Raw genomic sequence first — 13,026 nt, 5'->3', positions numbered from 1 at the left:
TGACCCTATGGGGAACGCACAGTTGCAGTCGATACATGTTCATCCGGTCAAGGCGTTCCGGGGCACCGCGCCCCGGGAGGCCGTCGTGGAGCCCTGGGGGCTGGCCGGAGACCGCCGCTGGGCGCTGATCGACGACGGGGGAAAGGTCGTTACACAGCGCCAGCAACCGCGCCTCGCGCTGGCCGCCGCCGAGCTGTTGCCCGGCGGCGGCGTCCGGCTGTCCGCACCCGGCATGGACCCGCTGACCGTGCCCGTGCCGACCGCGTCCGGCACCGTGCCGATGCAGCTCTTCCGCGACAAGGTCGAAGCGGTCCTCGCCGAGGACGGCTCCGCGCACGCCTGGTGCTCCGCCTTCCTCGGCGTCGACACGCGCCTCGTGCACATGGACGCCCCCGGCACCCGCCGCCCCGTCGACCCGGAGTACGCGCTGCCCGGCGAGACGGTCAGCTTCGCCGACGGCTTCCCGCTGCTGGTCACGACCACGGCCTCCCTCGACGCCCTCAACTCCCTCATCGCGCGGGGTGATCACGCGGACGAGGGCCCGCTGCCCATGAACCGCTTCCGCCCGAACGTGGTCGTGTCGGGCACCGCCGCCTGGGCCGAGGACGACTGGTCGCGCATCGCCATCGGCGAGGTCACCTTCCGTGTCCCCAAGAAGTGCGGGCGCTGCGTGGTGACCACGACCGACCAGGCCACCGCCGAGCGCGGCCGGGAGCCCCTGCACACCCTGGGCCGGCACCGCCGGCTGAACGGCAAGCTGATCTTCGGCCAGAACATGGTGCCCCTCTCCCCCGGCACGATCCGGGTCGGCGACCCGGTCACGATCCTCGGCTGAGAATTCACCCCTGCGGGCGGCGGAGCGCGGGAACCGGGCGTGGGGGCCCGCGCGTTGGGCGTTTCGTGAGAAGTTCATGAGAGGCCCGGCGGCGGTGATTTCGCTCTCTCTCCGCCGGACTCGCGAGTGCGCTGCTCCGTACGGGGTTATCACGGAGCGGGAAGGGGGTGGCCGGACCATGCGGGCGATCAGCGGACTCTGGCGCTGGCGGGACAATCCGCTGCGCCGTGCGACCGATCTGGCCGAGGCCTGGCTCGCCCTCGCGGCCCTGTTGCTGATTCTCGTCGTCGTGCCCGTGACCGGCTCGCTCATCGGTGGCCTCGCGCAGGGCGCTTTGCAGGAGTCCGTGCGTGAACAGCGCGCGTCGCGGCACATGGTGACGGCGAGTGTGGTCCGCAAACTGGACGGCACCCCGCTGGACGTCGACCCCGAGGCCGCCACCGGCCGGACCATGCGCACCCGGGTCGTGGCCGACTGGACCGCACCGGACGGCACCGTGCACCAGGGTCCGGTCATGACGAGCCTCGACACCCCCCAGCCCGGCGACCGGTTCCGGATGTGGACGGACGAGCAGGGCCACACCGTGGCCCGCCCGCTGGACTCCGCGACCGCGGCGACACATGCCGTGCTCGCCGGCTTCGGCGCGGCGCTGCTGGCCGCCGGCCTGATCGAGGGCGGCAGACGGCTGATCGTGTGGCGCATGGTCCGTCGCCGGTACGCCCGTTGGGACCAGGCCTGGGACAAGGCGGGTCCGGACTGGGGCCGGACCGGCACCGGCAGCTGACGGCCTTCCGGCTCTGGTCAACCCACCGCCCGCGCGCACGCTACGGTGGACCGGCCGAACTCTTCGGCAGCAGAACCCGCGTACTACGAGGTGGGGGCACATCAACGCCATGGCACAGGGCACGGTCCAGGTGACGCACACCGGCACATCGCGGTGGCGGCGCCGCACGGGTGAGTACGCGTCGCTCGCCGCCGCCCTGGAGGCCGCGGCCGACGGTGACGTCCTCACCGTCGCCCCCGGCACCTACCGGGAGAACCTCGTCGTCCAGCGAGCGGTCACCCTGCGCGGCCCGGAGGGCTCTCCGGGCTCGGTGCGGATCGCACCGCTCGACGGTGTGCCGCTGACGGTGCGCGCCTCGGCCGTGGTTCAGGACCTGCATGTGGAGGGCCAGGACGCGGCGGCGCCCGCACTGCTCGTGGAGGAGGGCACCCCGGAGCTGTCGGACGTGCGGATCGTCACGCGCTCGGCGGCCGGGATCGAGGTGCGGGGCGGCGCGCGGCCGACGGTGCGGCGCTGCACCGTGGACAATCCCGCGGGCATCGGCATCGCCGTACTCGACGGCGGGGGCGGGGTGTTCGAGGAGTGCGAGGTCGTCGCGGCCGGCCAGGCGGGCATCGCCGTACGCGGGGGCGCGCACCCGCGTCTGGAGCGCTGCCGGGTCCACCACGCGTCGGGTTCGGGGCTGACGGCGACCGGGGAGAACTCCGCGCTGGAGGCCGTGGGTTGCGAGGTCTACGAGGTCCGGGGTTCCGGCGTCCAGATCACCGGCCGGGCCACCGCCCATCTCACGGACTGCGATGTGCACCGCACCACCGCCGACGGGGTCACCCTCGACACGGACGCCGTGCTCACCCTGGCCGACTGCCGTATCCACGACATCCCGGAGAACGCGGTCGACCTGCGGTCCCGCTCGGTGCTGACGCTGACCCGCACGACGGTGCGTCAGTTCGGACGCAACGGCCTTTCGGTGTGGGATCCGGGCACGCGCGTGGACGCCAACCAGTGCGAGATCTTCGACAGCACGGGCGACTACCCGGCGGTGTGGGTCAGCGACGGCGCCACGGCGGTGCTGGACTCCTGCCGGGTGCACGACGTGCCGGACGCCCTGTTCGTCCTGGACCGCGGTTCACGCGCGGACGTCGTCGACAGCGACCTGTTCCAGGTGCGCAACACGGCGGTGTCGGTGAGCGACGGCGCCACGGCCCAGCTCGACGACTGCCGGATCCGGGACGCCGCGACGGGCGCGTGGTTCCGGGACCACGGCAGCGGCGGCACCCTCAACAACTGCACCCTGGACGGCAACCAGACCGGCGTGATCGTCACCAAGGGCGCCGACCCCACGATCGAGCGCTGCACGGTCGACTCGCCCGCGGAGGCCGGGTTCTACGTCTCGGCGGGCGGTCGCGGCACCTTCCTGAACTGCCGGGTGCGGGGCAGTGCCGGGTACGGCTTCCATGTGATCGACGGCTGCCGTACGACGCTGAGGAAGTGCCGCACGGAGCGGTGCGCGCGCGGTGGGTACGAGTTCGCGGACGGCGGCCCGGACGCGGCCTCCGGGGCGGGCCCCGACGTGGAGGACTGCACCAGCGACGAGAGCGCGGGTCTCAGGCCGCCGTCCCCGGCTACCGAGCCCGCCGTACAGACCGCGCACCAGTCCCCCGGTCTCCTCGGCGCGATCCCCGGCCAGCGCAGCACCGAGCAGGAGCCGCTGATCGCCCCGGCGGAGCCCGAGCAGCCGGCGCGGACCTCCAAGGCCGTCCTCGGTGAACTGGACGCGCTGGTGGGCCTGGAGAGCGTCAAGCGCGAGGTGCGCGCCCTCACCGACATGATCGAGGTGGGGCGGCGCCGCCAGCAGGCGGGGCTGAAGGCGGCGTCGGTCAAGCGCCACCTGGTCTTCACCGGCTCCCCCGGTACCGGCAAGACGACGGTCGCCCGGCTCTACGGCGAGATCCTCGCCTCCCTCGGTGTGCTGGAGAAGGGTCATCTGGTCGAGGTGTCCCGCGTCGACCTGGTCGGTGAGCACATCGGCTCCACCGCGATCCGCACGCAGGAGGCCTTCGACAAGGCGCGCGGCGGTGTGCTGTTCATCGACGAGGCGTACGCGCTGTCGCCGGAGGACTCGGGCCGGGACTTCGGCAAGGAGGCCATCGACACGCTGGTGAAGCTGATGGAGGACCACCGGGACGCGGTCGTGGTGATCGTGGCGGGCTACACGGCCGAGATGGAGCGGTTCCTCTCGGTCAACCCCGGTGTGGCGTCCCGTTTCTCGCGGACCATCACCTTCAGCGACTACGGCCCCGACGAACTCCTGCGGATCGTGGAGCAGCAGGCCGAGGAGCACGAGTACCGGCTCGGTCCGGGCCTGGCCGAGGCTCTGCAGAAGTACTTCGCGGAGATTCCCAAGGGCCCGGCGTTCGGCAACGGCCGTACGGCACGTCAGACCTTCGAGGCGATGGTGGAGCGCCACGCGGGCCGGGTCGCCCAGCTCGACGAGCCGAGCACGGACGACCTGACGCTGCTGTACGAGGAGGACCTGCCGGAGCTGCCCTGAGGCGGCCGGCAGACCCGGCAGACCCGGCAGACTCGGCAGGCCCGGGATCAGCTCTGCATGTCGGACTCCGGTCGCTGTGCCGGCACCTCGGGCCGCAGCCGTTTCAGCAGCCGCTGCCGTTCCTGCGCGAACGCCGGATCCGCCTGGTAGTCGCCGTGGCCCAGGATGGGGGCGGGCAGGGGGTGCGCGGGGGTGCGGCCGTAGGCCAGCGGGTCCTTGAGGGGCTCGCGGTCCACCGTGGGGGTGCAGCTGCCGGGCAGCCGGACCGGGCCGCCGATGGGGTCGGTGACGCGGTACAGATTGCGCCAGCAGTCGACCTCGGCGTGCAGGGAGGCAAGGGCGGCCGGGCCGAAGTGGGCCGGGAACCAGCGGCCGTAGAGACGCTCCAGGGGTGAGCCGTAGGTGAGGAGCGCGACCCGCTTGCGGTCGGCGGGGGTCAGCTGCCAGGCCGCGGCGGCGGCGAGCACGCTTCCCTGGGAGTGCCCGGAGATGACGAGGCGGCGGCCGTCCTCGGCGCGGGTCCAGGTCGCCATGCGCCAGGTCAGGTCGGGCACCGCGCGCTCGGCGTAGCAGGGCGGGGCGAAGGGGTGGGCGGCGCGTGGCCAGAAGGTGCCGACGTCCCAGAGGATGCCGATGGTGCGCCGTGCGGAGGCGTCCTTGTAGGCGCGTCTGCCCCAGGTGACGAAGAGGATGAAGCCGAAGCCGATCAGCCAGGAGCCCAGCGCCTGCGCGGTCTCGGCGGCGCCGTGCACGAAGGCGTACGCCCCCTCGGCGGCCTCGCTCGGGGTCTCGTCGGTCAGGGCACCGACGAGCGCTCCGGCGCCCAGGAGCAGGGTCGCGGTGGAGGTGACGGCGACGAAGAGGGGGGCGCGGTCGGTGAGTGTCGCCATCGCGCGGGTACTGGCGATACGGCGGGTGCGGGCCGGGTCGCGGGGCTCGCCGGCGTAGTCGAGCTCCACCGTGCCCAGCTCGGTGCGGCGCAGCAGCCAGGCCCGCCACGCCAGCCAGCCGCACAGCGCGAGCAGCAGCACCAGCAGCGGGGGGATCACGGAGGCCTGCCAGGTCAGCAGGACCGGCGGGCCGGCGATGGCCACGCCCGTGCCGTTCAGCCAGTCGGCGACCCGCTGGGCGACGCCGCCGGACATCACCCCGCCGAGGGCGCAGGCCAGCATCACCACGGCCGGTCCGCCCAGGCCCCGCATGGCGGCGCGCGGGTCGGGCCGGGTGCGGTGCAGGGCGTGGGCGACGACGGCGAGGACGATGACGAGCAGGCCCTGGAAGAAGGCGATGGCCCCGAAGGTGGGGTCACCGGGGAGGCGGCCGGTCGAATGCCAGCCGGGGCGGTCCCACCCGGCGTAGACCAGGGCGAGCGCCAGCAGGACGAGGGCGGCGAGCGGCAGGCGTCGTACGAGGTGCTCGTCGAGTTCCTGGTCGAGGCGGTTCTCGCTGCGGCCCCGGCGGCAGACCACCCACACGACGACGACGGCGCAGGCGACGAGTGCCGCGTCCAGCAGCCACCCCAGCGTGTCGAGGAGCGCGGGGCCACCGGGCCCTCGGTCGAAGCGGGCCGCCGCCGAGCCGACCGCCGCGGCCACCGTCAGCAGGCCGGCGGCGGTGTGCGCGGCGCGCAGCCGGGCGACCAGGCGACGGCCGTACCAGAAGCCGGGGCGGCCAAGCGAGGTGCCGCCGGACTCCTCGTCGGGCTCGGTGTCACGGGACATCGGCTGCTGGGACTCGTAGGCGCTCCAGGTGCGGCGGGACAGGTACCAGAGCAGGCCGGTGAGCGCGGCGGGGACCACGGCCGCGAGGGCGAGCCTGCGGCCGGGGTGGCTCCACCAGCCCGCGTCCGGGACCGTGGGCGAGAGGAAGCCCAGCCAGCTGTTGCGCTCGGCGCACGCGGGGGTGCCCGCGCACTGCCAGGCCGCGAGGTCCAGGGCGACCTCGCAGGCGGCGGCGACGAGCAGCACGGTCAGGGTGAGACCCGCGAGCCGTACGAGCAGGCCGTAGAGACGTACGGTCCGTGCGCGGTCGTGCGTGGTGGGGCGCATCCAGTGGGCGAGGTTGACCACCATGAACGGCAGTAACAGCAGCCACAGGGCGCGGGCGCTGTTTCCCGAGGTGAGGTTGCACCAGACGTAGGCCTCGGGCACCGGTCTGCCCCGGTAGTCGTCCGGTCGCTCCTCGGCGTCGACGTCGTCGGCCCGTCGGAACACGGCGGCGGTGTCGTCGCCGGTGATCCGCACGGTCCGTGGATCGTCGAGCATCTCCTGTGGTGTGGTCCCGCCGACGCCGTGAACCAGGAGTTCCAGGGCAATTCCGGCATTCTCGTGTCTCTGCGCACGTTCCACTGTTCGCACTTCCCCCGTGACGAGCCGTTGGCCTCTGTCCGTGCGGGCACAAGGATCTCCGCAAAGAGGGTCCCCTACACCTCTCGTCACGCAATCTCCCCGATCCGTGTGAAGAACAGGGGAAGGGCAGTTGTGGTCGTGGCATGCGCGCGTCGCGACAGCCAGTGGCGCGAGGGGTACCTGCCCGTGCGAGTATGGGACCTCCCGTGCGCCGGGAGGGGTGAGAATGTCCTCATCAGAGCAGGTGCGCGGGCGTGGCGGACTGCTTGAGGCGAAAGGACCGGAGCGTACGTGAGTGAGAATCAGAACCTCCTCGCGGAGCAGCGGCGCGCCCTGATCCTTGACGAGGTTCGGCGCCGGGGCGGGGTACGCGTCAACGAGCTGACCCGCAAGCTCGGCGTGTCGGACATGACCGTGCGGCGCGATCTCGACGCGCTCGCCCGGCAGGGCGTACTGGAGAAGGTGCACGGCGGCGCGGTCCCGGTGGTCGAGGCCAGCACCCACGAACCGGGCTTCGAGGCCAAGTCGGGTCTGGAGCTGACGGCCAAGGAGGACATCGCGCGGGCGGCGGCCGAGCTGGTGGCGCCGGGCAGCGCGATCGCGCTCTCGGGCGGCACGACGACGTACGCGCTGGCCCACCAGCTGGTCGAGGTGCCCGACCTCACGGTGGTCACGAACTCGGTGCGGGTGGCCGACGTCTTCCACGCGGCGCAGCGCACCACGGGCCCCCGGCAGGGCGCGGCCACGGTCGTGCTGACCGGCGGGGTGCGCACGCCGTCCGACTCGCTGGTGGGTCCGGTGGCCGACCAGGCGATCGCCGCGCTCCACTTCGACGTGCTGTTCCTCGGTGTGCACGGCATATCGGTGGAGGCCGGCCTGTCCACGCCGAACCTCGCGGAGGCCGAGACGAACCGGCGCCTGGTGCAGTCGGCGCGGCGGGTCGTGGTGGTCGCCGACCACACCAAGTGGGGTGTGGTGGGGCTGAGTTCGTTCGCGGCGCTGGAGCAGGTCGACACGCTGGTGACGGACGCCGGCCTCGACAGCGAGGCGCGCTCGGAGATCTCCGAGCAGCTGCGTCGGCTGGTGGTGGCGGGCGAGCCCGATGAGGGTGCAGACATCTGACGGGGCGCCAGCTATGGTGACGCTGCTCGGAGCGGCGTCGGCATAGGGGGTTTCGCCCATGGCTCACCTGCTGCGTGAGGTACGGCTCGACTTCGTCGGGACCGCGCCCGTACGGCATGTCTTCGCGCGCGAGGTCTCCGCTCCCCCGGAGACGGTGTACCGCGCGCTGGCCGAGGACGTGCCGGGCTGGACGCAGTGGTTCCCGGCGGTGACGCTGGCCCGTCCGCTGGACGACGGAGCCCGGCGCGAGATCCGACTCAAGGGCGGCACGCGCTTCGAGGAGACGATCCTCGCGGCGAAGAGCCCCGAGGTGTACGCCTACCGCGTCGACGTCACCAATGCGCCGGGAGCGCGGGCCATGGTCGAGGAGTGGCGGCTCGCCCCGGCGGGGGCGGGCACCCGGGTGCAATGGACGTTCGCGGTGGACGGCACGGCGCCCTTCCGGTTCGCCTTCGGTATCGCCCGGCCCGGTCTGGGCCGGGCGTTCCGGGACGCGGTGACCGCCCTGGACCGGCGGCTCTCGGCCGCGGCGCGCTAGCCGCGCGGCGGGCGGGAATCTGACGACAGGGCCTAGGACGGCCCGCTGGCGTTTGACGTCCGGAATCCGATGCCGTCGAGGATCCTGCTCAGGACGCGGTCACTGTCGTCCGCATCGGCGGCTGGGGCGTGTTCTGTGATCCCCATGCCGGCGATGTGGAAGCGCCGGGTGAGCGCGTGCAGTGCGGTGCGCAACTGGTCGGGGTGCAGGCCCCCGGGTTCGGGGCAGGACAGGCCGGTGAAGTGCGCGGGGTCCAGTACGTCCAGGTCCACGTGGATGTAGAGGTGCGTGGCCCCTGTGGCCGCCACCGCGGCGAGCAGTGGGTCCGGCTCTCGGAGGGCCCGCACGGACAGCGCCCCGATTCCTTCGGAGTCGATGAAGTCCCGCTCCGCGGGATCGAGGGCGCGGACGCCCGCGAGCACGATCTGCCGGGCGGAAAGCCGCTCCCCCGGCTCGGGCACCAGTGGTGACGGCCCTTGGCCGAGCAGGGTGCGCAGGACCATGCCGTGGAAGCCCCCGGAGGGGGACGTGTCGGGGGTGTTGAGGTCGGCGTGGGCGTCGAACCAGACGACGGCCAGGCTGTCGCCGTGGCGGGCGACGGCGCGGGCGACGGGCGCGAGCTCGATGCCGCAGTCGCCTCCCACGGCGAGGAGTGTCTCGTCGTCGCCGGTCCGGCGCAGCGCGGTCCTGGTCGCCTCCAGTGAGCGGCTCAGCGCGTCGAGGTAGCGTACGCCGTCGTGGTCCTGTCCAGGGCTGGGATCGACGTCGACGACGGTGCGTGCCGCCGCGGGGAGCAGCGCGCTCAGGCGGTGCGCGCCCTCGGCCAGCCGGCGGGGGTGGCGGGCGGCCGATCCCTGCCACTGAGGGATCACGAGCACCGTGGGGGATCCGTTGCCGCGGTCGTGCCCGGTCATGTGGTGTAGTCCGCGTTGACGCGGACGTAGTCGGCGGACAGGTCGCAGCCGTAGACCGTGGCTTCGGCCGACCCGAGGCCGAGCGTGATGACGATGTCGACCTCGTCCCGGCGCATGAGGGCGACGAGTCGGTCGAGGGTGTCGGCCTCGGGTTCCTCGGGATACACCTCGATGTCGCCGAAGCTCACGGTGACCTTGCCGGGCACGATGGTGGTGTCGTCGGTGTTCTTGCCGATGGCCATCAGGACGCGGCCCCAGTTGGGATCGGCGCCGTGGACGGCGGTCTTGACCAGCGGGGAGTTCACCACGCTCTTGGCGATGCGTTTGGCCTGCGCGGGGTCGCCGGCCCCGCCGACCGTGACCCGCAGGAGCTTCGTGGCGCCTTCGCCGTCACTGGCCAGTTGCCGGGTGAGGTCCAGGCAGAGGTCGGCGAGCGCTTCGGCGAACCGAGTGGGATCGACCGGCCCCGCGGCGCCGTTGGCGATGACCGCCACGGTGTCGGAGGTGGAGGTGTCGGTGTCGACACTCAGGCAGTTGAAGGTGTGGTCCACCGCTGTGCGCAGGGCGCCATCCAGGTCGGACGGGGCCAGTTCGGCGTCGGTGAACACATAGGCCAGCATCGTGGCCATGTTGGGCTCCAGCATGCCGACGCCCTTGGCCACGCCCACGATGCAGGCCTGTCCGACGGTCCGTACGGCGGTCTTCGGCCGGGTGTCGGTGGTCATCATCGCGCGGGCCACGTCCAGCGGTGTCGCCCGGAACGCCGCGAGGCCCTGCTGGGCGGTCTCGTCGAAGTGGGCGCGGATGGTGTCCATCGGCAGGGGGCGGCCGATGACGCCCGTGGAGCCGACCAGCACCTCGTCCTGAGGGACGCCCACGATCCCGGCGACACGGCGGACCACCTCGGCGGCGTTCTCCTCGCCCTGACGGCCGGTGGCGACATTCGCGTTGTTCGCCAGCGTCGTCACGGCACGCAGCTTCTGCCCTGCGGCGTGCACCCGGCTGAGGACCACGGCCGGGCCCGCGAAGAGGCTCCGGGTGAACATCGCGGCACTGGTGGCCGGGCGGTCCGACACGACTACGGAGATGTCGTCGCCGTGCTCACGCAGTCCGCCGTGCCCGGTGTAGGCCCGGAAGCCGGTCGGCCATGCCAGGGGGTCTGAGTCTCGAGTCGATGAATGATCATGTGGCATGTCGCATATATTTGCATGACGGACGTGGGCTGTCCACGCACTTCCAAAGGCCTCCCGCACAAACGCCGTTCAGGCGGGCGGCGGGCCGATCCGCACGACCCGATCCGCCACCACCCGCCCGGACGTCGCCGGTCACTCGGGCCAGACCCCGGTGGCCAGGAGGTGCTCGATGGCCGTCGAGTACGGCGCGATGTCCAGGCCCTGCTCGGTCAGCCAGGTGTCCGAGTAGTACTTGTCGAGATACCGGTCCCCCGGGTCGCACAGCAGCGTCACCACGCTGCCCTGACGTCCCTCGGCGACCATCTCGGCGACGATCTTCAGCGCGCTCCACAGACCGGTGCCGGTGGAGCCGCCCGCCTTGCGGCCGATGGCCTGTTCCAGGGCGCGCACGGCGGCGACGCTCGCCGCGTCCGGCACCTTCATCATGCGGTCGATGGCGCCCGGCACGAAGCTCGGCTCCATGCGCGGCCGGCCGATGCCCTCGATGCGCGAGCCGCAGTCACAGGTGACGTCCGGATCGCCGGTGGTCCAGCCCTCGAAGAAGCACGAGTTCTCCGGGTCGGCGACACAGATGCGGGTGTCGTACTGCATGTAGTGGACGTACCGGGCGATGGTCGCCGAGGTGCCGCCCGTGCCGGCCGTCGCGACGATCCACGCGGGCTCCGGGAACCGCTCCAACTCAAGCTGACGGAAGACGGATTCGGCGATGTTGTTGTTGCCGCGCCAGTCCGTGGCCCGTTCGGCGTAGGTGAACTGGTCCATGTAGTGGCCGCCCGTCTCCACCGCCAGACGGGCCGACTCCTCGTACATCTTCCGTGAGTCGTCCACGAAGTGGCACTGTCCGCCGTGGAACTCGATCAGACGGATCTTCTCGGCGCTCGTCGTGCGCGGCATGACCGCGATGAAGGGCACGCCGATCAGCTTCGCGAAGTACGCCTCGGAGACGGCCGTGGAACCACTGGACGCCTCGATCACCGGGCGGCCCGGCCGGATCCAGCCATTGCACAGGCCGTAGAGGAAGAGGGAGCGGGCGAGCCGGTGCTTGAGGCTGCCGGTCGGATGGGTCGACTCGTCCTTCAGATACAGGTCGATGCCCCACTGCTCCGGCAGCGGGAAGCGCAACAGATGGGTGTCGGCCGAACGGTTGGCGTCCGCCTGGACCTTGCGTACGGCCTCTTTCAGCCAGGTGCGATAGGTGGCGTCGCTGTGGTCGACGTCGAGGGTCACGCCGGACGGGGTCTGCTGGACGGTGCTCACGGCGCTGCTCCTCATGCTGTGCGGCGACGGCGACTCACACGGCCGTCGCTTCGAGCATAAACACCTTTCGCACGCTTCTCACCTGCATAAACACACCTTTGAGAGCCTCAAAGGCACCACTGGGGCGGCCGTGTCACCCGGTGCTTGGGGGCGCATTCGCGCGAGTGCTCCGAACGGCCCGCTCAGCGGCGACATGCGCACTGGTGCTCCACGCGGGACGCGGGCAGACTGCAGCGGACGGGACGCGATCCCGAACGGGGTGCACACTGGATCACGACCAGAGCCGGCACCCGCGCAGGACGAGCCGGCACACCGACGCGCACAAGGGGGCGGGGCATGGCGGAGCCGGAGTTCAGGGCCACTGGCGTGCGGATCGGGAAGCGGCTGCGTTCGCTGACCCGGGCCGGACAGGTGCGCATCAGCGACGGCAGGGTGCAGCTGCTCACCAGCTACGGCAGTGAGATCGACAGCGCGCCGGTGCAGGCCGTCCGGGCGTCCAAGCCCTGGTTCTCGGACGACCGGGCGCTGGCGGACCTCAACGGCAAGCGCTACTCGCTCACCCTCGGCGATCACGACCCCGCCCCGGGCGAGCCGGGGCCACCGGCGGCGCGCCGGTTCATAGAGGCCGTGCGCAAGGCCGCGGGGCGTAAGGCCTGAGTCACCGCGAGTTGCGGTACCGCACGCCCTGCGTCACGCTGGTCTCACGTCACTCTGGGTTTACCGGCGATAACGCTGCGAACCAGCCCGCCGGCCACGACAGCAGGCGGCCGTTTTCCTCAAGCGCTCTGCTGGATCCGTACTCCGTGTTCTTCCGGACCTCTTCAGTCGGGGAGTCGCAGCCGTGATCAGTTACCCAAGCAGGCACTGCACGGTGGAGCTCCAAGCCCTGCCGTCGCGGATCGGCCAGGTCCGCAGAATCGTCTCTGCGCAGTTGCGCTACTGGCATCTGGACGCCTTGATCGACCGCGCCGCGCTAGGTGTGACCGAGTTGCTGACCAACGTCCACCAGCACGCCCAGCCGGACAAGACGTGCACGGTCGAGATCGAGCTGCTGCTCGACCGGCTCATGGTCTCGGTGCGCGACCACGACCCGCGGTTGCCGGTCGTGGCGGACGTCAAGGCCGCCGAGGCCAAGGACGCCGACACGCTCGCCACCTGCGGACGCGGGCTGGCGATGGTGGCCGCCGTCAGCGAGAGCTGGGGCGTGCGGCCGGACGGCGAGTCCGGCAAGGTCGTGTGGTTCGCCCTGCCCACGCCGGTGGCGGCACGGGGCACGCGGGCGCGGGCCCCGCAGCGCACGGCGACCGTGGCCGTCGCGGTGGAGGAGCCCACGCGGCGGTTCGCGGAGGTCGGAGCGCGGGTCGACCTGCGCCGGCCCGAGCATGCTCCCGCCCGGTCGGCCGTTGTCGGTTGACCGGGCGGTGAGGGGGGTTGTCGGTTGACCTGGTGTGGCCTGACGGCCGGGCGGTGAGCGGGCTGGGCCG

General features: G+C 72.1%; 11 protein-coding genes. 7 read left to right on the top strand and 4 right to left on the bottom strand.

Annotated elements, in window-relative coordinates; translation table 11 throughout:
- Positions 1–7: 7 nt before the first annotated feature.
- From ACFZBP_RS20620 to ACFZBP_RS20610, 3 genes are all read left to right on the top strand, one after another.
- The gene (locus tag ACFZBP_RS20620; protein ID WP_391414906.1) at positions 8–835 is read left to right on the top strand and encodes an MOSC N-terminal beta barrel domain-containing protein; all 828 of its coding nucleotides are present in this window, start codon (positions 8–10) and stop codon (positions 833–835) included.
- Between the two features lie 178 nt (positions 836–1,013).
- Entirely contained in the window at positions 1,014–1,619 is a 606-nt protein-coding gene (locus ACFZBP_RS20615) for a hypothetical protein (RefSeq protein WP_391414904.1), read from the top strand.
- 109 nt (positions 1,620–1,728) lie between these two features.
- Positions 1,729–4,170 (top strand): right-handed parallel beta-helix repeat-containing protein, encoded by a 2,442-nt coding sequence (locus ACFZBP_RS20610; protein ID WP_391414902.1) that lies wholly within the window; start codon positions 1,729–1,731, stop codon positions 4,168–4,170.
- Between the two features lie 47 nt (positions 4,171–4,217).
- Here ACFZBP_RS20610 and ACFZBP_RS20605 read toward each other — a convergent pair whose 3' ends face one another.
- On the bottom strand, positions 4,218–6,434 hold the full coding sequence (locus ACFZBP_RS20605) for a hypothetical protein (protein WP_391414900.1): 2,217 nt from the start codon (positions 6,432–6,434) through the stop codon (positions 4,218–4,220).
- 375 nt (positions 6,435–6,809) lie between these two features.
- On the opposite strand from ACFZBP_RS20605, the gene ACFZBP_RS20600 reads away from it, so the two are divergent.
- Positions 6,810–7,640, top strand: coding sequence for a DeoR family transcriptional regulator (locus ACFZBP_RS20600; RefSeq protein WP_391414898.1), 831 nt, complete (start codon positions 6,810–6,812; stop codon positions 7,638–7,640).
- Between the two features lie 58 nt (positions 7,641–7,698).
- Entirely contained in the window at positions 7,699–8,178 is a 480-nt protein-coding gene (locus ACFZBP_RS20595) for an SRPBCC family protein (RefSeq protein WP_391414896.1), read from the top strand.
- A gap of 32 nt (positions 8,179–8,210) precedes the next feature.
- Here the strand turns inward: ACFZBP_RS20595 and ACFZBP_RS20590 are convergent, their stop codons facing one another.
- The 3 genes from ACFZBP_RS20590 to ACFZBP_RS20580 form a co-directional block, all read right to left on the bottom strand.
- Entirely contained in the window at positions 8,211–9,092 is an 882-nt protein-coding gene (locus ACFZBP_RS20590; RefSeq protein WP_391414894.1) for an arginase family protein, read from the bottom strand.
- On the bottom strand, positions 9,089–10,285 hold the full coding sequence (gene argJ, locus ACFZBP_RS20585) for a bifunctional glutamate N-acetyltransferase/amino-acid acetyltransferase ArgJ (protein ID WP_391414892.1): 1,197 nt from the start codon (positions 10,283–10,285) through the stop codon (positions 9,089–9,091). Before argJ ends, ACFZBP_RS20590 begins: the two co-directional genes overlap by 4 nt.
- 132 nt (positions 10,286–10,417) lie before the next feature.
- Complete coding sequence (locus ACFZBP_RS20580) at positions 10,418–11,542, bottom strand: PLP-dependent cysteine synthase family protein (protein WP_383449090.1); 1,125 nt, start codon at positions 11,540–11,542, stop codon at positions 10,418–10,420.
- 336 nt (positions 11,543–11,878) lie between these two features.
- Between ACFZBP_RS20580 and ACFZBP_RS20575 the strand changes: the two genes are divergently transcribed.
- Together ACFZBP_RS20575 and ACFZBP_RS20570 are read left to right on the top strand one after the other, a co-directional pair.
- Positions 11,879–12,199: a hypothetical protein gene (locus tag ACFZBP_RS20575; protein ID WP_391414889.1), complete on the top strand. Its 321-nt coding sequence runs from the start codon at positions 11,879–11,881 to the stop codon at positions 12,197–12,199.
- Between the two features lie 184 nt (positions 12,200–12,383).
- Entirely contained in the window at positions 12,384–12,956 is a 573-nt protein-coding gene (locus tag ACFZBP_RS20570; RefSeq protein WP_391414887.1) for an ATP-binding protein, read from the top strand.
- Positions 12,957–13,026 lie beyond the last annotated feature (70 nt).

It is taken from the genome of Streptomyces sp. NPDC008086 (assembly GCF_042957325.1).
Lineage (GTDB): Bacteria > Actinomycetota > Actinomycetes > Streptomycetales > Streptomycetaceae > Streptomyces.
This window is presented reverse-complemented; position numbering and strand designations above follow the sequence as displayed.